The sequence below is a fragment of the Acetobacter sp. KSO5 genome (genome assembly GCF_044094635.1).
Classification (GTDB): Bacteria; Pseudomonadota; Alphaproteobacteria; order Acetobacterales; family Acetobacteraceae; genus Acetobacter; species Acetobacter cerevisiae.
Window position 1 is genome coordinate 2,952,069 of record NZ_CP172014.1, and the last position, 19,424, is coordinate 2,971,492.

At 59.7% G+C, this 19,424-nt stretch carries 19 protein-coding genes, 1 other RNA gene and 1 pseudogene; 14 read left to right on the forward strand and 7 right to left on the reverse strand.

Features of this window, described 5'->3' with window-relative positions:
• Positions 1–152: 152 nt before the first annotated feature.
• Both ACHQGU_RS13340 and ACHQGU_RS13345 read left to right on the forward strand, forming a co-directional pair.
• Positions 153–1,049 carry a polyphosphate kinase 2 family protein gene (locus ACHQGU_RS13340; RefSeq protein ID WP_062273495.1) on the forward strand — a complete coding sequence of 299 codons (897 nt, stop codon included), beginning with the start codon at positions 153–155 and terminating at the stop codon, positions 1,047–1,049.
• Positions 1,050–1,067: 18 nt separating this feature from the next.
• The gene (locus ACHQGU_RS13345) at positions 1,068–1,565 is read left to right on the forward strand and encodes a hypothetical protein (protein WP_395496442.1); all 498 of its coding nucleotides are present in this window, start codon (positions 1,068–1,070) and stop codon (positions 1,563–1,565) included.
• A gap of 87 nt (positions 1,566–1,652) precedes the next feature.
• Here the strand turns inward: ACHQGU_RS13345 and clpA are convergent, their stop codons facing one another.
• Positions 1,653–3,998: an ATP-dependent Clp protease ATP-binding subunit ClpA gene (gene clpA, locus ACHQGU_RS13350; protein ID WP_395495333.1), complete on the reverse strand. Its 2,346-nt coding sequence runs from the start codon at positions 3,996–3,998 to the stop codon at positions 1,653–1,655.
• Between the two features lie 152 nt (positions 3,999–4,150).
• The gene (clpS, locus tag ACHQGU_RS13355) at positions 4,151–4,531 is read right to left on the reverse strand and encodes an ATP-dependent Clp protease adapter ClpS (RefSeq protein ID WP_063907671.1); all 381 of its coding nucleotides are present in this window, start codon (positions 4,529–4,531) and stop codon (positions 4,151–4,153) included.
• Positions 4,532–4,908: 377 nt separating this feature from the next.
• Here clpS and ACHQGU_RS13360 point away from each other — a divergent pair, with 377 nt between their 5' ends.
• The 5 genes from ACHQGU_RS13360 to ACHQGU_RS13380 all read left to right on the forward strand — a co-directional run bounded on the left by ACHQGU_RS13360 (position 4,909) and on the right by ACHQGU_RS13380 (position 11,656).
• Positions 4,909–5,988 carry a D-alanyl-D-alanine carboxypeptidase family protein gene (locus ACHQGU_RS13360; RefSeq protein WP_082779554.1) on the forward strand — a complete coding sequence of 360 codons (1,080 nt, stop codon included), beginning with the start codon at positions 4,909–4,911 and terminating at the stop codon, positions 5,986–5,988.
• Positions 5,989–6,101: 113 nt separating this feature from the next.
• The gene (map, locus tag ACHQGU_RS13365; RefSeq protein ID WP_061502163.1) at positions 6,102–6,902 is read left to right on the forward strand and encodes a type I methionyl aminopeptidase; all 801 of its coding nucleotides are present in this window, start codon (positions 6,102–6,104) and stop codon (positions 6,900–6,902) included.
• Between the two features lie 5 nt (positions 6,903–6,907).
• Positions 6,908–8,719, forward strand: a complete 1,812-nt coding sequence (gene ggt / locus ACHQGU_RS13370; RefSeq protein WP_395495334.1) for a gamma-glutamyltransferase — start codon at positions 6,908–6,910, stop codon at positions 8,717–8,719.
• A gap of 65 nt (positions 8,720–8,784) precedes the next feature.
• Positions 8,785–10,239 carry an MFS transporter gene (locus tag ACHQGU_RS13375; RefSeq protein ID WP_395495335.1) on the forward strand — a complete coding sequence of 485 codons (1,455 nt, stop codon included), beginning with the start codon at positions 8,785–8,787 and terminating at the stop codon, positions 10,237–10,239.
• 73 nt (positions 10,240–10,312) lie between these two features.
• Complete coding sequence (locus ACHQGU_RS13380) at positions 10,313–11,656, forward strand: IS1182 family transposase (protein WP_395494532.1); 1,344 nt, start codon at positions 10,313–10,315, stop codon at positions 11,654–11,656.
• 52 nt (positions 11,657–11,708) lie between these two features.
• Here ACHQGU_RS13380 and ACHQGU_RS13385 read toward each other — a convergent pair whose 3' ends face one another.
• Positions 11,709–12,758: a lysine-2,3-aminomutase-like protein gene (locus ACHQGU_RS13385; RefSeq protein WP_395495336.1), complete on the reverse strand. Its 1,050-nt coding sequence runs from the start codon at positions 12,756–12,758 to the stop codon at positions 11,709–11,711.
• A 20-nt stretch (positions 12,759–12,778) separates the two neighbouring features.
• Between ACHQGU_RS13385 and epmA the strand changes: the two genes are divergently transcribed.
• From epmA to ACHQGU_RS13400, 3 genes are all read left to right on the forward strand, one after another.
• Positions 12,779–13,819: an EF-P lysine aminoacylase EpmA gene (gene epmA / locus ACHQGU_RS13390; protein WP_395495337.1), complete on the forward strand. Its 1,041-nt coding sequence runs from the start codon at positions 12,779–12,781 to the stop codon at positions 13,817–13,819.
• A gap of 96 nt (positions 13,820–13,915) precedes the next feature.
• Positions 13,916–14,332 carry a hypothetical protein gene (locus tag ACHQGU_RS13395; protein WP_253549599.1) on the forward strand — a complete coding sequence of 139 codons (417 nt, stop codon included), beginning with the start codon at positions 13,916–13,918 and terminating at the stop codon, positions 14,330–14,332.
• Positions 14,333–14,381: 49 nt separating this feature from the next.
• A complete protein-coding gene (locus ACHQGU_RS13400) occupies positions 14,382–15,308 on the forward strand; it encodes a fasciclin domain-containing protein (protein WP_395495338.1) in 927 nt (308 codons plus the stop codon).
• A gap of 63 nt (positions 15,309–15,371) precedes the next feature.
• On the opposite strand, the gene ACHQGU_RS13405 is transcribed toward ACHQGU_RS13400, so the two are convergent.
• The 4 genes from ACHQGU_RS13405 to ACHQGU_RS13420 form a co-directional block, all read right to left on the reverse strand.
• Complete coding sequence (locus ACHQGU_RS13405; RefSeq protein ID WP_062247707.1) at positions 15,372–15,815, reverse strand: DUF2501 domain-containing protein; 444 nt, start codon at positions 15,813–15,815, stop codon at positions 15,372–15,374.
• 121 nt (positions 15,816–15,936) lie between these two features.
• On the reverse strand, positions 15,937–16,563 hold the full coding sequence (locus tag ACHQGU_RS13410; RefSeq protein WP_395495339.1) for a thiamine phosphate synthase: 627 nt from the start codon (positions 16,561–16,563) through the stop codon (positions 15,937–15,939).
• An 11-nt stretch (positions 16,564–16,574) separates the two neighbouring features.
• On the reverse strand, positions 16,575–17,489 hold the full coding sequence (locus ACHQGU_RS13415; RefSeq protein WP_043551308.1) for a class I fructose-bisphosphate aldolase: 915 nt from the start codon (positions 17,487–17,489) through the stop codon (positions 16,575–16,577).
• A gap of 52 nt (positions 17,490–17,541) precedes the next feature.
• Positions 17,542–18,018 carry a hypothetical protein gene (locus ACHQGU_RS13420; RefSeq protein WP_395495340.1) on the reverse strand — a complete coding sequence of 159 codons (477 nt, stop codon included), beginning with the start codon at positions 18,016–18,018 and terminating at the stop codon, positions 17,542–17,544.
• An 81-nt stretch (positions 18,019–18,099) separates the two neighbouring features.
• Here ACHQGU_RS13420 and ACHQGU_RS13425 point away from each other — a divergent pair, with 81 nt between their 5' ends.
• The 4 genes and pseudogenes from ACHQGU_RS13425 (at position 18,100) to ACHQGU_RS13440 (ending at position 19,418) form a co-directional block, all read left to right on the forward strand.
• Positions 18,100–18,339, forward strand: a complete 240-nt coding sequence (locus tag ACHQGU_RS13425) for a hypothetical protein (protein WP_156470048.1) — start codon at positions 18,100–18,102, stop codon at positions 18,337–18,339.
• Positions 18,340–18,341: 2 nt separating this feature from the next.
• A pseudogene (locus ACHQGU_RS13430) lies at positions 18,342–18,533 on the forward strand (cell division protein ZapA); the annotation flags it as partial.
• A 156-nt stretch (positions 18,534–18,689) separates the two neighbouring features.
• Positions 18,690–18,844, forward strand: a non-coding RNA gene (gene ssrS / locus ACHQGU_RS13435) — 6S RNA.
• A complete protein-coding gene (locus ACHQGU_RS13440; RefSeq protein WP_395495341.1) occupies positions 18,831–19,418 on the forward strand; it encodes a 5-formyltetrahydrofolate cyclo-ligase in 588 nt (195 codons plus the stop codon). Before ssrS ends, ACHQGU_RS13440 begins: the two co-directional genes overlap by 14 nt.
• Positions 19,419–19,424: the final 6 nt, after the last annotated feature.

The following is a 19,424-nucleotide window of genomic DNA, read 5'->3' on the forward strand; positions in this document are numbered from 1 at the left end:
GGTGCATATGTGGTGCCCGTGTTTTTTTAGCAACCTTTTCAGCGTGGGTCTGCCTGATTTCAGGCCCTGACATTTGGCCTTTGTGGTCCGTCTTATCACCCCCTGCCCTCACACCTGCTGGTGGGCAGGAAAGAGAATGAAGAAGCCTATTTATGAATAAACTCGCCAAATTCCTGCGCGCTCTGGACAGCTACCACGTCACCGATGGAGACAAATTCGATCTCAGCAAATTTAACCCGGACGATGATGGTAATCTCGGACTGACCAAGGAAGACGGCGCCAAGCTGCTAAAGGATGTAAAGGCACAACTGCAGGACTTACAGGACCTGCTCTATGCCAACCAGACCAGTTCCATGCTGATCATCCTGCAGGGTATGGATGCTGCCGGGAAAGACGGCACCATCAAGCATGTCATGTCCGGCGTGAACCCGCAGGGCGTCACCGTCACCTCTTTCAAGCAGCCCGGCCCGGCAGAACTCCAGCATGGGTTTTTGTGGCGCATTCACGCCGCAGCACCGCAGGTTGGCCGCATCGCAATTTTCAACCGCAGCCAGTATGAAGATGTGCTGGTCACCCGGGTGCACCCGGAAATTCTGGACCACGAGCATCTCCCCGGCCCCATCAACACGCCGGAATTCTGGAAAGGCCGTTACAGCGACATCCGGCATCTGGAACACTATCTGAACCGGCAGGGGACGGTTGTTCTGAAATTCTTCCTGCACATTTCCAGAGAAGAACAGCGCAAACGCCTTCTGGAACGGCTGGAAGTGCCGGAAAAACGCTGGAAATTCTCCCCCTCCGACATGCATGAGCGGGAATACTGGGACGACTATACCAAGGCCTATCAGGACGCCATTGCCGAGACCGCGCGCCCGCATGCGCCGTGGATTGTGGTGCCCTCCAACCATAAATGGTATGCCCGGCTTGTGGTGATTGGGGCAATTATCCGCGCCCTGAAGGGGTTGAATCAGACAGCCCCGAAGCCTGATCCGGAAGTCTCCAAATCTCTGGACGACTATCGCGCCCGCCTGATGGCTGAGAAAAAGTAAAAGGTCCTGTTGCTTATGATGGCATATTCCCGCCTGCTTCCTGCCGCGGCGCTCCTCCTTGCAGGCCTGACAAGCCTGACCTCTCCGGCAGAGGCCCGCAGCCGACATGCCGAAAGGGCTGAGGTCGCCCAGACGGTCTCCCCCACCTGCGACAATCAGGATTTTCTGTCCAAACAGCTCGCTTTTGAAAATGGTGGGGCCAAAGCAGACGTTCCTGTGCATATCTGCGGCAAGGTGCTGGCCCTGAGCCCCAAAGCGCAGCACACTCGTAGTGGCTGGCATGGCTATTTCTACCTTGCCGTCACGCCTACGGTCTCTATTCGCATTGTCTCCGGACTGGATGAAATGCAGGCCCCGGCCTGGCCGTGGGTGAATAAAGGGGATCAGGTGGAAGTCGTTGGCCGCTACTATTACGATTCCATCCGCCGGCAGGGCGTGGACTGGACGCACCACGGCACCGGCCGATCCTGGCATATCCCGGGCTACGTGACTGTTAACGGCACGCGGTACGAATAAAGACGGAACACCGGTTAATCTGCGTAAAAAACGGCCCGCCTGAACACTCAGACGGGCCGTTTCCTTTTATCCTACTCAGAAGCCAGATTAGTCGGCGGCTTCTTCTTCGCGTTCATTGCCGCGCTCATCTTCTTTTGCACTGCCAGACGTTTTGGTCGGCAGGATATCGAACACGAGTGCGTCGTTCTTCAGGCCAATCTTCACAGCACCACCTTTGGTCAGCTTACCAAACAGCAGTTCTTCAGCCAGCGGCTTCTTGATGAACTCCTGAATGACACGCCCCAGCGGACGCGCACCGTAAAGCCGGTCATACCCACGCTCTGCCAGCCACTCCTTGGCTGCGGAAGAAAGTTCGATGGTCACGTTACGGTCTGCAAGCTGAGCTTCCAGCTGAAGCACAAACTTCTCAACCACGCAGCCCACCGTTTCCGGCGTGAGGTTGGCAAACGGGATAATGGCATCCAGACGGTTGCGGAATTCCGGGGTGAACAGACGTTTGATCGCCTCCTCATCTTCCCCTTCCCGCGCATCCCGGCCAAAGCCGATTGCTTCCTTGCTGAGATCAGAAGCCCCGGCATTGGTCGTCATAATCAGGATGACATTCCGGAAATCGACCGTCTTGCCGTTATGATCCGTCAGCCGCCCGTGATCCATCACCTGCAGCAGCACGTTATAGAGGTCCGGGTGCGCTTTCTCGATTTCATCAAGCAGCAGGACCGCGTGCGGATGCTGGTCGATGGCGTCGGTCAGCAGGCCACCCTGATCAAACCCGACATAACCCGGAGGCGCACCCAGCAGACGCGAGATGGAGTGCCGCTCCATATATTCGGACATGTCAAAGCGGATCAGCTCAATCCCCAGCGTGGTGGACAACTGACGCGCCACCTCGGTTTTCCCCACCCCCGTGGGGCCGGAGAAGAGATAGTTACCAATCGGCTTTTCAGGGTCACGCAGCCCGGCACGGGAAAGCTTGATCGCCGCAGAGAGCGTATCAATGGCCTGATCCTGCCCGAACACCATCCCCTTAAGGTCGCGTTCCAGAGAGCGCAGCACTTCCTTGTCATCCGCCGAGATGCTCTTAGGCGGAATGCGCGCAATGCGGGCAATGATGTCTTCCACGTCCTTCAGGTTGACGGTTTTCCGCCGCCGCCCTTCCGGCTGAAGCATGCGAGACGCACCGACCTCATCAATCACGTCAATTGCCTTATCCGGCAGCTTGCGGTCATGAATATATTTGGCCGACAGTTCCACAGCCCCACGAATGGCATCATCCGTGTAACGCACCTTATGGTGTTTTTCGTAGCTGCTCTTCAGGCCGCGCAGAATTTTGACGGCATCATCCACACTTGGTTCCGGCACATCAATCTTCTGGAACCGGCGCACCAGTGCGCGGTCCTTTTCAAAATGCTGGCGGAACTCTTTATAGGTCGTGGAGCCAATGCAGCGCAGCGTACCCGCAGCCAGTGCAGGTTTGAGCAGGTTGGACGCATCCATCGCCCCGCCAGACGTCGCCCCGGCGCCAATGACCGTGTGAATTTCATCAATAAACAGGATGCCGTGCGGGTCCTGATCAAGCTCCGTCACAACGGCTTTCAGGCGTTCTTCAAAATCCCCGCGGTAACGGGTGCCAGCCAGCAGCGCCCCCATATCCAGTGAATAGATGGTCGCCTTCAGCAGCACTTCCGGCACGTTGCCTTCCACAATGCGGCGGGCCAGCCCTTCGGCAATCGCTGTTTTACCCACACCCGGATCGCCCACATAAAGCGGGTTATTCTTGGTGCGACGGCACAGGATCTGGATCGTGCGTTCAACTTCCTCATCACGCCCGATAAGCGGATCGACCTTACCAGCTTCCGCCTTGGCATTGAGGTTGACGCAATACGTCGACAGCGCATCCTGATTCTTCTGGGTGCGTGCTTCACCGCGTTCAGAGTCTTCACCCTTTTCAGGGCCAGAATTGTTGCCGGTGCCCGTAACCGGGCGACGCGTTGAACGGTCCGGTGCCTTGGCAATGCCATGAGAAAGGAAATTGACAGCATCCAGCCGCGTCATGTCCTGCAACTGCAGGAAATACACAGCATGGCTTTCACGCTCGGCAAACAGGGCCACAAGCACATTGGCCCCGGTCACTTCATCGCGCCCCGTGGACTGCACATGAATGGCCGCACGCTGGATCACGCGCTGGAACGCGGCCGTTGGTTTGGGTTCGGTCGGGCGGTCTGAGGCCAGCCCGGCCAGATCTTTATCAAGAAAACCTGTCAGATCGGTGCGCAGGCGCTCAAGATCAACACCGCACGCCCGGAACACCGTTACGGCGTCCGCATCATCAACCAGGGCAAGCAGCAGGTGCTCCAGCGTGGCATATTCATGATGCCGCTCGCCGGCCAGAATAAGTGCCCGATGTAGCGTCTGCTCAAGATTGCGTGACAACATGACGAGACGCTCCTTTCCCCAGATGCCCGGAATGGTGTGGCTTAACCGCCCCCCTGTCCGGGACCTTCACATCATATTTGGCTGCTTTGCGAGGAATTGCGAGTCACAACTGCACAAAAAATGGGGCCTGTGCTTTTTCTGCTGCTCCGCACTCAGTCCTTTTCAAGCGTGCATTGCAGCGGATGCTGGTTCTGGCGGGCCAGATCCATCACCTGTGTAACCTTGGTTTCGGCCACCTCATACGTAAAGACGCCGCACACGCCTACGCCGCGCTTGTGCACGCTGAGCATGATGGTTGTAGCTTCATCCCGAGTCTTCTGAAAGAACCGCTCAAGCACATGCACGACAAATTCCATTGGCGTGTAGTCATCATTGAGCATCAGAACCTTATACATGGCGGGCTTGCGCGTTTTGGGACGCGCCCGCACCACCACGCCAACATCGTTCAGATCATCACCCGAATCGGCCCCCCCGGCATCACGCCGTGACGGCCCGTTGCCCGCATGCAGGACTGAAAAATGACGCGATACCATCGGGCTAGAACTCCGGGTGCGGTTTCTGACAGAAAAAATCATGAGACATCATATTGGTATTCCCCTGAGGGATGGAAGAGGCTTAGGGCCTGAGAAACGTTCCAAAATCAAGACAATACTGGGGAAAATGCCTTATTTGTGCCACATGCGCGGCTGACATTTTGCTCAGAACATCACCGCGCCAGAGTCCGGGGTCTCCAGATTTCTTATAGACGCGGTCTTACTATCTGACTTACCACACTTAAATATCCTGAAGAAAAACCAGGTAGGATCGCGCAGTGCCAGATATTCACGCAGCAGGAGACGGAACAGGCCGCCGCAAACAGGCTGGAACCCCACGTAAATGCCGCTCCAGCCTGCGCAAATGGGCTGGTCTGATGGCAGGTGTCGCGCTGGGCAGCTTTGTGACGCAGCGCGCCGCTCACGCCCAGTATGCCGGGCAGATCAGTTCCATTGTCATGGACGCCAGAACGGGGGCTGTCCTTTCTCAGGAAGACCCGGACCTGCGCCGCTATCCTGCCAGCCTGACAAAACTGATGACGCTGTATATGGCGTTCTCAGCCCTGCGCGCCGGCACGATCACGCTGGATCAGACAGTCCCTGTCTCCATTCATGCCTCTACCATGGAACCCTCAAAGCTCGGTCTGGTTCCCGGCTCTCACCTGACGGTCGAGCAGGCCATGCTGGCTCTGGTGACCAAATCCGCCAATGATGCCGCCTGCGCTCTGGGTGAATTTCTGGGTGGCGGCAGTGAGCCGCAGTTTGCCGCGATGATGACGCAGCAGGCCCGCGCACTGGGCATGAGCAACACCACCTTCCGCAACGCCTCCGGCCTGCCGGACCCGGACCAGCTGACCACCGCGCGTGATCTGGCTGTTCTGGCCCGCCATATCGTGACGGACTTCCCGGAAGATTATCATTACTTCTCTGTCGCAGCCTTCCGCTTCCACGGGCGGATGATCCCCAACCACAACCCGATGCTGAAAGCCTATGTCGGCGCAGACGGCATGAAGACCGGATACACGCAGGAAGCAGGTCGTAACCTCGTAACCTCCGCTCTCCGCAATGATGTGCGGCTGGTGGGCGTGGTGATGGGAGCCTCTTCCAACACGCAGCGCACACTGGCCATGGCGGATCAGCTTGACCGTGGGTTTGATGCCGAGGGTGTGGCTCCTGTTGCCCGTCCGCTGGTTCTGGCCCGCAACACTGTTCCCTCCCACCGCACACGCGGTGGCCGTGTGATCATGCTGGCCGCAGCCTCCTCACGCCATGCACCTATGGAAGTGGCGGAAGCCCCGGCAGCCCGCCACACCACCGTGCGTCATGGCCGCCGTTATGTGCTGGCCACGCCGGTTGCCAACGGGCACCATATCCGCCTGATCGGGGCGAAGGTACGCCCTGCCACCGCCACAACACATCGGGCGCATGCTGGCCATACCTCACGTAATCATACCTGATTTTTTCTTTAATAACCCGCTTCCTTCCCGGAAGCGGGTTGCCTTTACCGCGCCCTGACTCCATTTTGCACCTCTCTTTAAAACGAGAGCTGTATAAATAAGGGAGTCTCAGTATGGCGGGCAGAAACGGTATTGTTCTGCATAACGAACAGGATTTTGTGGGCCTGCGCGCCGCGGGCCGCCTTGCGGCCGCCACGCTGGACATGATCACCCCTTACGTCAAACCGGGCGTCACCACCGGGGAACTTGACCGCATTATTCATGAATACACGCTGGATCACGGCGCTATTCCTGCCCCGCTGAACTATCGCGGCTTTCCCAAATCCTGCTGCATTTCCATCAATCATGTAGTCTGCCACGGCATTCCGGGTGACAAAGCCCTGCAGGAAGGCGACATCGTCAATATTGACGTCACCTCCATTGTCGATGGCTGGTACGGTGATAACAGCCGGATGTACACCGTCGGCAAGGTGCCGCTGAAAGCCTCCAAGCTGATCAAAACCACCTATGACTGCCTGATGCGCGGCATTGAAGTGGTACGCCCCGGTGCAACGCTGGGCGATATCGGCCACGCCATTCAGACGCTGGCTGAAAAAAACCGGTATTCCATTGTGGAAGATTTCTGCGGGCACGGCATTGGCCGCACATTCCACGCAGAACCCACGGTGCTGCATTACGGCAGACCGGGCGAAGGCATGAAGCTGAAAGCCGGCATGGTCTTTACCATTGAGCCGATGCTCAATATCGGCAAAGCTGATGTGAAAATTCTGGATGATGGCTGGACGGCTGTCACGCGGGACCGGTCTTTGTCTGCTCAGTTTGAGCACATGCTGGGCGTGACGGAAACCGGCTACGAGATCTTCACCCTCTCCCCCGCTGGCTACACCTGCCCGCCCTACCCGACTGAAAGCTGAGCCTCATGCCTGTTCTGCCTGACCGCACCCTGTCTGCCCTGCGTTCTGCCGCACTGGTTCTGCTGGCCTGCGGTGCAGGCAGTCTGCCTACTGTATCTTTCGCAGCGGCCCCACAGGTCACCGATGCACCAGACCCGCTGGCCTACGGCACCAGTCAGCCGGAAGGCCTGCCGCCACTTGCCCCCACACCGGGGCAGCATGGCATGGCGGTCTCTGCCCAGAAGCTCGCCTCTCAGGTTGGGGCGCGCATTCTGGCGCAGGGTGGGAACGCGGCGGATGCCGCAGTCGCCATGGGCTACGCTCTGGCTGTTGTCTATCCGGCAGCGGGCAACATCGGCGGTGGTGGCTTCATGCTGCTGCGGGAACCGGGCAAACAGGCTGTGTTTATCGACTTCAGGGAAAAAGCCCCCGCAGCCGCCCGCGCCGATATGTATCTGGACGCCAAAGGCAATGTGATCCCGGATCTGTCCGTCACCGGCTGGAAAGCGGTTGCCGTGCCCGGCACCGTGGCGGGGCTGGATAGTGTACATCAGAGATGGGGACACCTCTCCCGCAAAGCCGTCATGGCCCCGGCCATTGCTCTGGCACGGGATGGGTTTGTGCTGGAAGAAGGCGATGTTTCCCTTCTGAACACCTCAACCGACGCCTTCCGGGCGGATCCGTTTGCCCGCTCCATTTTCCTGCGACCCGATGGCTCGCCCCTGCAGGTTGGGGACCGTCTGGTGCAGAAGGACCTTGCCCGCTCTTTAGAGCAGGTGGAACAGCATGGGCCGGATGCCTTCTACAAAGGCCCGATCATGCAGGCCATTGTGGCGGAATCCAAAAAGAATGGCGGCCTGCTTCAGGCCTCAGATTTTGCCCATTATGCGCCGCGTGAACTGACCCCACTGCGCTGCCAGTATCGTGGTTTTCAGGTTGAAACCGCACCGCCTCCCAGCGGTGGCGGCATCGCGCTGTGCGAAATTCTGGATATTCTCTCCGGCTATGACATGCACGCGCTGGGCCTGCATACCGCCCCCGCGCTGCACTATGAAATTGAAGCCATGCGCCACGCCTATTCCGACCGGCGTGACCTTGGCGACCCGGCCTTTGTGAAAAACCCGGAACACCACCTCCTGGACCCGGCCTACGCGGCGGAGGTGCGCTCCCATATCCCGACAGACGTTGCTGTCCCCTCCAGCACGCTGCAAGCCGGTGACAGCACGCCAGAAAAGCACGAGACCACCCAGTTCTCCGTGATTGATAAGAACGGGTTTGCCATTTCCACCACCTACACGCTGAACGGCTGGTTTGGCGCGAAGGTGATGGGCGGCAACACTGGCATCTTCATGAACGACGAAATGGATGACTTCTCCGCCAAACCCGGTTCCGCCAACATGTTTGGCATTGTTGGCAGCGCAGCCAACGCCATTGCACCGGGCAAGACGCCGCTGTCTTCCATGTCTCCCACCATCCTCTCGCGGAATGGCAAACCGGTAATGGTCATCGGCAGCCCCGGCGGCTCCCGCATTCCTACTATTGTCCTCTCTGTTGTGATGGGCGTGGTGGATTACGGGCTGGATATCCAGCAGGCCATTGATCTGCCACGCCTGCACCAGCAGTGGCTGCCGGAAGCGGTGGAAGTGGAAAGTGGAGCGGTCTCTCCAGACGTTGAAAAAACACTGGAACATGAAGGCTACCAGTTCTCACCCCATGCGCCGTGGGGCATGCCGGAAGGCATTCTGGTCGGCGGTCCGCGTCTGGGGGAAAAGGGGACTGCTCGCTATTACGGTGGATATGACCGCCGTCACCCCGGCGGCGGCGCAGTCGGCGAATAACCCTGCGGGAGGGAACGGCGTCCTTTCATAGCGCGTTTGTCTGAAAAATCAGCTACGCAGAGCCTATGCCCCGGACAGCCTCTTCCCTCCCGCCATCTTCCCCGTCCTCCACGTCTGACGTCGTTCAGCGGTACTCGCCCCTTCTGGCCCTCATCATGGCCATGGCGACGTTCATGCAGAATCTGGATGGGGCCATCATCAATACCTCCCTGCCGCAGATGGCGCGCTCCTTCGGGGTTAAGACGCTGGATCTGTCGCTTGGGGTAACGGCCTATATGCTGGCCTCAGCCGCCGTAGCCCCTCTGGCCGCATGGCTGGCGACCAAAATTGGGGAAAAGCGCATCATGTGGATGGCCATGCTGCTGTTCACGCTCTCTTCCTTTCTGTGTGGCATCGCGCAGGGGCTGACGGAATTTGTCTGCGCCCGCATCGGGCAAGGCCTCGCCGGGGCTGTCATGATGCCCATCGGCTCCGCCATCATGCTGCGGTACACGCCCAAGCAGGATCTGATGCGGGCGCAGTCCGTCACCGTCTGGCCGGCCCTGACAGCGCCCATCATCGGCCCGGTTCTGGGCGGTTATATTACCCAGACCATCGGCTGGCGCTGGAACTTCTGGCTGAACCTGCCTGTAGGCCTGCTGGCGGTTATTGCCGTGCTGCGCGTTGTGCCCTCCGCCCCGCGGGAAGAAGCTCCTCCGCTGGACATTCGCGGGCTTGTGCTGTGCGCCAGCAGCCTGACCTGCCTGCTTGCTGGCCTGCAACGCTCTGCCGAGACCGGCTCTGCCCGCCTGATGGCTCTGGCCCTCATTCTGGTGGGCGGCGTGACGGGCGTTCTGGCCATCCGGCATTTGCGCCACCACCCCACGCCCATCCTTTCGCTGGATGTGCTGAAGCATGACAGCCTGCGCTATGCCTCATTTTATCCGGGGCTGATCTTCCGTGGCGTGTTCTCCTCTGCCCCGTTCCTGCTGCCGCTGTTCTTCCAGCTTGGTTTTGGCTTTTCGCCTGCGCGGGCAGGCACCTGGCTTCTGGCCTATTTCTGCGCCAATCTGGGCATCAAGCCGTTTACCTCCGCCATCCTTCGCTGGGGCGGCTTTCGGAATATCCTGTTCTTTAACGGGTTTCTGGTCTCGCTCTCGCTGGCCCTGTTCGTGTTTCTCACTCCCCAGACGCCGGATATCCTGCTGATGCTGGCGCTGGCCTTTGCGGGCATGACGCGCTCCATGCAGCTCACCAGCCTCTCCACCGTCGCCTTTGCCGATATTTCCACGGCTGAGCGCAGCAAGGCCACCAGCATGATGTCCATACTGGGCCAGACCGGCTCAACAGCCGGCGTGGCCTTCACCGCTTTCTGCCTGACCCTGCTGGAGTCTTTCTACGGGCACCCGACGGTGGGCCTGCCGGAAATTCACATCGCGTTTCTGATTACTGCCGTCATCGTTCTGATCGGCACGCTCGGCTTTGCCCGTATGCCCAAAGAGCTGGGGCATGAGATGACCGGGGGCCGTCGGTCCCGCTAATCCCCGGCCCGACGCCCTAACAGCCTGTCGGGTTGGGGTACCCTGTGAAGGGGTGAGGTTGTAAGGTGGTGAGATGAGCAGCTTCATCCCGTTTGACCGGTCTCAGCCGTATCTTCTGCCTCCTGATCTGAAGTCGTGGCTTCCTGCTGACGATATGGCGCATTTCATTGTCGCAGCCGTTGAGCGGGTTCCGATGAGTGCGTTCTGCGTGCCAGTGCGCACGGGTGGCAAGGCACAGTACCATCCGCGTCTGATGTTGGCCCTTCTGATCTTCAGCTATGCGAACGGGTTGTTTTCCTCACGCCGGATCGAGCGGGCGACATATCGCGACATCGGGGTACGCTTCGTGGCGGCGAACCTGCATCCGGATCATGATACGATTGCGACCTTCCGCCGGACGAACCGGACAGCCATTGAAGCTGCATTTGCGCAGGTCCTGCTTCTGGCGCGCGAGACGGGTCTGCTGCGTCTGGGTGTAGTATCGATCGACGGCACGAAAATTGATGCCGACGCTTCGAAATACCGTTCCCTGCGCTACGACCGGATCAGGGCGCTGCGCGAACAGCTGGCGGTGGATATCGCGAAACTGATGGACCAGGCGGAGCACGCAGATGCCACAGACAGCGATCCGCAGGCATTGCCGGAAGCGCTTGCCCGACGGGAAACACTGAAAGCGAAGCTGGACGAAGCCTGCGCCCGGCTGGAAGCAGATGCGAAGGCGCAGGCCGAGGCGGCGCGATCGGCATACGAGAAAAAGAAGGCGGTGTATGACGCAAAAACAGGGCGTCGCGGCCGGGCGCCCAAACCGCCCGATGATGAACCACCACCCGACCGGCAGATCAGTCTGACCGATCCCGACAGCCGCCTCATGCGGCGTTCGGACGCTCACGAGTTCCGGCAGGCTTACAATGCCCAGGCCGTGGTCTGCGCCGAAGGCAGTCAGTTGATCGTGACAACCGACGTTGTCGCCACATCAGCGGACGCGCCGTCCTTTGCCAGCACCGTGCTGTCGATGGAAAGCACGATCGGTCTCCCAAAGACAGTGCTCGCCGACACCGGTTACGCCAACGGGCAGGCGGTCCGGGACCTGCGGAAAAAAGGCATCGATCCGCTGGTCGCCATCGGACGGCCTCGCGCCCGCAGGCCATATGATTTCCGGCCACCTCCTGAAAACACGGAGCCACGCCGGATAACCGAACCCTGGCGGCTTGCCATGAAGGACAGGCTGGAAACCACAGAAGCCGGAGATGTTTACAGACTACGAAAACAGACCGTTGAACCGGTCTTTGGAATTATCAAAAGCATCATGGGGTTCAGAAGATTCAGTCTGCGCAGCCTTGCAAAAGTCACGACCGAATGGACACTCGTCGCTCTCGCATACAACTGCAAAAGAATGGCACGGCTTCACGCAGCATAAGCCGGGTCAGCCTCGGCGTTATCAGCCGCAAAATGCCCAACCCGACAGGCTGCTAAAGCCGTTGCAGCATATGCGGACGGCCTTCCGGGTCCCGCACCTGCAACGCGCCATCCACGTAATCCGGCCCAAGCGGCACCTTGCCGTAGCCACCGGGAATATCCAGCACATACGTAGGCCAGGCGAGGCCCGTAACGCGCCCTCGGAGTCCTGCCAGCAGCCGCTGGCCTTCCGCTACCGGCACATGGAAGCGTGCCGTGCCGGGAGCCGGGTCGAGCTGATGCAGGTAGTAAGGCCGCATCCGCACTTCCACCATACTGCGGAACAGATCTTCCAGAGCCTGTTCGCTATCATTCACGCCACGCAGCAGCACGGACTGGCCCAGCAACGGCACACCCCGGCGCACAAGGCGCTTCAGGCAGCCCCGCGCGGCCTCTGACATTTCCCGCGCATGGTTGATGTGGACCGCCATCCACAAGGCCTTGTGCGTTTCCAGCACGTCCAGCAGCGCATCGGTCACGCGCTCGGGTGCAGCAACCGGCACGCGTGTATGCAGGCGAATGGTGGTGACATGCGGCATGGCAGAAAGGGCTGTAATAATCTGCCCCAGCCGACGCGGGGACAGCATTAACGGATCGCCGCCCGTCAGAATGACTTCCCGAATAGCGGGATGGGACCGCAGCCAGTCCAGCGCCTTTTCCAGCGCGGCATCATCCAGTACTCCACCATCCGGCCCGACATGCTCCCGCCGGAAACAGAAGCGGCAATAAAGCGGACACACCAGCAAAGGCTTGAGCAGGGCGCGGTCCGCGTAGCGATGCACAATGCCCGGCACGGGAGAAAGCGCCTCATCCCCAATCGGGTCCGAGCGTTCCTCCGGCGTGATCAGCAGTTCCTCTGGCGAGGGGATCACCTGCACGCCAATCGGGTCATCCGGCTGTTCAATCAGGTCCAGAAACGCGGGAGGAATGGCGGTGGCATAGTCCTGCGCCACGGCAGCCAGCGCATCTTTCTGCTCAGGCGGGACCAGACCCGCGGCAATCAGATCCTCTGGGGTGCGCAAAAGCCTGCGGGCGGACGGAGGGGGCTTGACCGGATGAGACATGTCACGGCTCTACTCTCACCATGTCCTCTCCTGCAATCCCACAGACCCATTCCGCACACGCTGACCCGAACCATATTCGGGACCGCCTGCCCTTTCTGCGCCGTCGCGGATTGATGACACGGGGCATCCGCGCCTTTCTGGAAGCACGCGGTCATATTGAAGTGGAAACGCCCTATGCCGTGCCTGCACCAGGGGAAGAAGTGCATCTGCACCCCTTCCACACCGTGCGGGAAACACCACAGGGGGAGCAGGAAAATCTGTTCCTGCACACAAGCCCGGAATTTGCGATGAAGCGGATTGTCGCCGCCACGGGCCTGCCTGTGTTTCAGTTTGCGCGAGTCTGGCGCAATGGCGAACAAAGTGCCCTGCACGCCCCGGAATTTACCATGCTGGAATGGTATCACCCCGATATCGGGCTGGACGGGTTGATGGATGAGACCGAAGCGCTGATTCGGGCGGTACTGCCTCCCCGGCTGGAGCATACTGGCCCCGGTCTGGACCAGACGCTGGACATCCAGTTCCCTTTTGAGCGGCTGACCATGGAAGAAGCCTTCCGCCGTCATGCCGGAGTAGATCTGCTGCCCACAGAAGGCGACGCCGCAGCACTGGCACAAGCCGCAGGCTGCTGCACCCTCCGCGCCGGAGAAAACTGGGAAGATCTGTTTTTCCGGCTCCTACTGGAACGGGTGGAACCCGCCATAGGCCGCACGCGACCTACCTTTTTGACCCACTGGCCCGCAAGTCAGGCTGCCCTTGCCCGGCGTGACCCCACAGACCCACGCGTCGCTCTGCGGTTTGAGCTGTATGCCGCTGGAGTAGAACTGGCCAATGCGTTTGAGGAACTGACAGACGCCAAAGAACAGCGCCGCCGCTTTCAGGCTGACCGTACAGCCCGCAAAGTGCTCTACCCAACCCGGCCCGACTGGCCGATGGATGAAAGCCTGCTGGATGCCCTGCCCCATATGCCCCCCTGCTCCGGGATTGCGCTGGGGTTTGACAGGCTCGTCATGTTAAGCTGTGGGGCGCGGCGCATACAGGATGTCTTGTGGCTGAGCCGTTAGTCTGCAAGATTTAGCGCCTGTGTTTGTTACCCCGCCCCCGGTACTCTGCGCGCATGGTGCCGGGGTGGCATGTTTCACCCTGTCTGGATCCTCGTCATGACGCATAGAAAACTTCTTCTTCTGGTGAGCATGCTCTCTCTGGCTGCCTGCCAGGTTCCCACTGCCAAAGAACGCCGCCAACTGGATTCCATGATTGGCAAACAGGCTGTTGACGTGGTGCGGACCTACGGGGTTCCCACCCGCGAGTTTGTTTCCGGCAACCATACGTTCCTCTCCTACATCAACCAGCAGACTGACTATTCCATGATGCCCATGAGCGGCTGGGGATATGGCGGCTGGGGCGGTGGCTGGGGCGGCGGCTATGGCGGTTGGGGTGGAGGCTGGGGCGGCCCCGGGTGGGGTGGCGGCGGCTGGGGTGGCACAGGCACAGCCTATACCTATACCTGCCAGACCAATTTTGAGCTGGTAAACGGAGTTGTCTCCGCCTGGACAATGCGGGGAGACGGATGCTGACCATGCCCGGCGCAGTCTGCCACACGACTCCACTTGGACTTTTCAGGGCATGATTTTTTGGGAGACGCCCATGTGGCATCGCTGCGCACAGGCACGCACACCGTTAAAACCGACTTTTCTGGCTCCAGCCTTTCTTGCTCTGACGGCTCTGGCCGGGTGCCAGAGTCAGGCGCGGCAGGATCCGTACGTTACGCCGACATCCACCTGTTCCTACATGCTCCCCACCGTCTCCGGTGCGCGGACCTATGCCCCGGGCAAGACAGCGGCTGAAAATCAGAAGGGTATTCCGGACAGCGCCCTTGCGTATGCGGACCCGGAAAGCCCGGCCTTTTGTGACCGCCCGCTTTCCGACACGCTCCCCACCGCTATTGAGATGGCCGATTATGTGCATGGCCTGAATACCACCGGACTGTTCGGCACCCTGCAGCAAAGCGGGCCCTATACCGTGTTCGGCATCCCGAACACGGTGCTGGAGACTTATCAGACTCCGGCTGGCAGCAAGCTGACCGCACCAGAAAACGCCACCCTTCTGCGCGATATTCTGGCCTATTCCATTGTGAAGGGCGAATGGTCGGTCGATCAGCTGCGTGTTGCCGCTCAGGCCTCTCCCACCCACTCTGTCGGTCTGCCGACGCTGAGTGGCCGCATTCTGTCTGCATGGATTGATCAGCCAACCGGTCAGATTATTCTGGGCAATGGCGCAGGCATGACGTCCCGCCTGTGGGTTACGGGCATCCCGCAGTCCAACGGCAGGCTGTATTTCACGCAGTCCCTGCTCCTGCCCCCTGCGAACGATCCGCCTGTGACCATCGCCAAACGCGCCACACAGGCCGTGCGGGCAGACACCCCCAAAGGCATCCCGGCCCCCGTTGCGGTCACCCCGGCTGTACCTCAGCCCATCCCCGGCCATCGCGCCACGGGAGGAGCAAATACACTGGCTACCCCGCCGGTGCTCCAGAACAGCACAACACGCTAAGCACAAAAAAAGCCTGCCAGTTTTTCAACCGGCAGGCTTTTTTAAAGGCGCAAACTCAGCTGATTACAGCAGAGACTGCGTCTTGCTCAGAACCATGTTACACAACTTGGTCTTAAGCTGACCTTTGAGGTTGGCCAGAGAGAACATCTGGTTATCACCCGTCTGCAGCAGACCCTGCTGACCAGCGCTATAGCCGCTGGAAGAGGTAACACCCTGCTGCTGCGTCAGGTTGTTCAGAAGAGAGCTGGCAGAGCTCGCATTCGCGCCGGAGAGCACGTTGTTCTGCACGCAGTAGCCCAGAACACCGGTCAGGTTGCTGGTGCTGGCGGAAGACAGGCTGGGAAGCATGTTGCCCACCATGCCCGTAGCACTGCTTTTAGCGCTGCTGGTGGCGGCGGAAAGAGCGTTCTGCCCAATGCTGCCAAAGCTCTGCGCCTGTGCGGCAGAAGCTGCACCTGTCAGGCCAGCAACGGCAACCAGCGCCAGAAGAGTTTTCTTGTTCATCATGGGACTACCCTTTTCGAAACGTCCTCAGCCTGTATGCGGCCATAAAGGCCGGTCTTCAAGCCGAAGATCAGGGTGCAGACATGGCAGAAGGACATGGCTGAACTATGGCCAGCCGCCGCTCTCAGCCCGAAAAGGCCCAGAGAGACGGATTTTCCCAAAATGCAGCCCCGGGCAGGATGAAGTCCGCACCCACCTGCACAAAAGGTGCAACCTGAGCGGGGTCTTCAACCTCCACTACAGCGGGCAGTTCCATCACCAGACACCACCAGCGCACCAGATCTGTCAGGCTTTCCGGGGCTTCCCCCTCCGCTGGCACTACCGGAATAGCGGTAGAAAAGCTGATATAATCGGCCCCGGCCTCACCCGCCCGCATTGCGGCGTCCCGGCTTCCGCCAACGGAGACGCCCAGCTGCAAATCATCCCCGATCTGCTTCCGCACACCCTTGACGGAGGCCTCGGCAAATCCGGTGGACAGATGCACGCCATCACACCCGGTGCTGGCAGCAAGGTCAGGCCTGTCTTCCAGCATCAGGGCAATGTCCTGCGCCTGAACAACAGACTGAACGGTCTGAATGTGTTTGATCAGTTCCGCATCTGGCGCATCGGCCAGCCGGAGCAGAACGGCAGCGGGGGTATGCTGCTGCATCCCCCGCGCCAGATCTGGCAGAAAAGCCTCGACATCCCGCAGAACGGGGGTTGCGAGATAGACATCATACGCCGTCATCCCGGCCCCCTGTCCTGTCGTCACGTCTAACTGTTTCAGCTTTTGAAGATGGTGATGATCTGGTTGAGCAGATCGAGAGCTTCCGCCTTCGGACGCTGGAAGACGTTACGACCGATGATGGAACCGAAGCCACCGCCTTCCTGAATGCCTTTGATGGTCGTCAGCAGGTTGTCCGTCCCGGCTTTTTCACCACCGGAGAAGATCACGATGCGGCGGCCGGCAAAGGTGGACTGCACCACGTGGCGGATACGGGCCGGCAGCGTGGAGATATCAATGTTGTTCTGCTCATAAACAGGCTTGTTGGCAGGCAGAGCAACCAGATCGGTCGGCGGCTTCACTTTGATGATGTGCGCGCCACACAGAGCGGCCATATGCGCGGCATAAGCACACACGTCCACAGCGGTTTCAGCCGGCTTGTCCAGCAGCGGGCCACGCGGGTAGCTCCACAGGATAACAGCCAGACCGGCAGCTTTGGCTTCCGCAGCCAGCTCACGGAATTCTTCCATCTGGTCGAAGCAGTATTCAGAGCCCGGATAGATGGTAAAGCCAATGCCTGCGCAGCCCAGACGCAGCGCATCAGCCACGGTGCCGGTCACGGCCTGATCTTTTTCCGTGGCGAGGCTGTTGGAGCTGTTGCATTTGAGGATCAGCGGGATTTCAGCCGCATATTTCGCTGCACCACATTCCAGCATGCCCAGCGGTGCGGCATAGCCGCTCAGGCCAGCTTCAATCGCCAGTTCAAAATGATAGTGCGGGTCATACGCTGCGGGGTTAGCCGCAAAGGAACGGGCCGGGCCATGTTCAAAGCCCTGATCCACCGGCAGGATGACCAGCTTACCCGTGCCACCAAGTTTACCTGCATTCAGGAAACGGGCGAGATTTGTTTTTGTACCGGGATTATCGCTCTCGTACTGATCAAGAATAGCCTTAACCTGGGGGGTAAGCGTCATTGGGAAATCCTTCCTCTTGGCTTTCATCCGGGCCTATATTTCCCGGAACCATTCACTGGCAATAACTGCGCATGAAATACGCGGCAAGATGCGTTTTTGCAGATAGCGGACCCGTAAGGTCAAATGATGGCGGACGGACTGAAAAAAGGTGCCCGCCACATGTTTGATACAGAACGCGAACCGCGGCCATGCGTTCAGAATCGGTCTGTAAAATGACATTTTTCTGACCAAGCGTGCATGCCATGACCGCATGCCCCACGCTGCGGCCGCAATCCAGAGCATGAAAATACTGGCAGCCGCTTTCCTGCTCCAGCTGGCGGATGAGCGCCTGCCACCACGACACGCCCATAAACCCAGCCGCACCGGCGGCAGAAAGGAACCCGAAGGGGGCCCTGGAAGTTTGCTGCGTAAGCACCCCTGCATTCTGCGCGGCATGACACACTGCCATACCGGTGGCGTAATCATGAAGTGTAAAGAAGCCGTAGGGCAGAAAAGAAGGCGATAAAATTGGATTGTTTTCCATGACCATGCTTGACGCCGCCGCGTTTGCGGGTGATTCCTTTTGAGAGAAGGGTAGACAAGAATGCAAGATCAGGGTCCCGGACCATCTTTGACAGAATTACACGACCCTGCCGCCTCCGGGCCGGCAGAAACACCCTCACCTGCAGAAATTGATCCGATTGACCGGCTGAACCGCGCCTTGCAGCGTATCTCCTTCGCTCTTGATAAAAGCCGTCAGGCAGAACAGCGCAAGAGCGTGGATACGCAGGAACTCGTCGCCAATGTTGATGTGCTGATCAGCCGCGTGCGCGACGCTCTGGCCCACGCGGACCGACCGGAAGATAAATAACCATGGCGCTTGTTTCAATTCGCATTAATGGCCACAGCTATTCCGTCGGGTGTGAAAACGGCGAGGAACGGCACGTTCAGGCCATGGCCCAGCAGGTTGAACGCCGCGTGCAGCGCGTGCGGGACCTCGGCTTTACCGGGGAAAGCCGCGTGCTGGTGCTGGCCGCCCTGTTCATGGCGGATGAAATTCAGGACCTCTCCAGCCAGCATGTGCCTGAGAGCACAACGCAGGCTGTGGAAGAGGCAGAACGCCTGCGCACAGAACAAATGCTGATGAACAGTCGCCTGACTGACATGGCAGAACATGCGGAAGCTATTGCAGCCAGCCTTGAGGACGCCTACATAGAAGAGGCGGAGCTGCCCGGTGCGTCAGGCGAGTCATTCCCTGGGCCGATAAGCACTTCCTAGGGAGCTGGCTCTGTTGTGGCCCTGGTCACATTATCCGGCGCCCACCTGTACAAGCAGGTCCTGGAGGTTGAAAGACCAACGGCCATGGCGGCTTCGCACTCTTCTTCTTTAGTTTCAGACCCACCGGCTATTGCCGAAGCCAAGCAGGCACAGCGCACACGCTGCCTCGCTGTTCTGAAAGACCGCCCGGCCGGGGTGGACACAACCCTTGCGGCACGTCTGGCGGAAACATTGCTGGCCACACAGTGCGTGCACATTGCCTGTGTCTGGCCCCTGCCGCACGAGATTGACCTCCGCCCCCTTTGCCATCAGCTCAGCACCGCCGGACGCCACGTGTTGCTGCCGGAGACGCCCCCCCGCGGGCAACCGCTGACTTTCCGGCTCTGGACCCCCCACACCCCTATGCTGCGCGGGCGCTTTGGCACCCAGGTGCCCGACGGCCCGACTCTGACGCCCGACCTTGTGCTGGTCCCCCTGCTGGGGTTTGACCGCACCGGCAATCGGTTGGGATATGGGGGCGGTTATTATGACCGCACACTGGCATCCCTGCCCGATGTGCGCAGCATTGGCTACGCACTGGCTGCGCAGGAAGTGGACCAGCTTCCCACAGGCCCGTATGACCAACCCCTCTCCTGTCTGGTAACAGAACGGGAGACTCTGCATTTTGACTGACTGCAA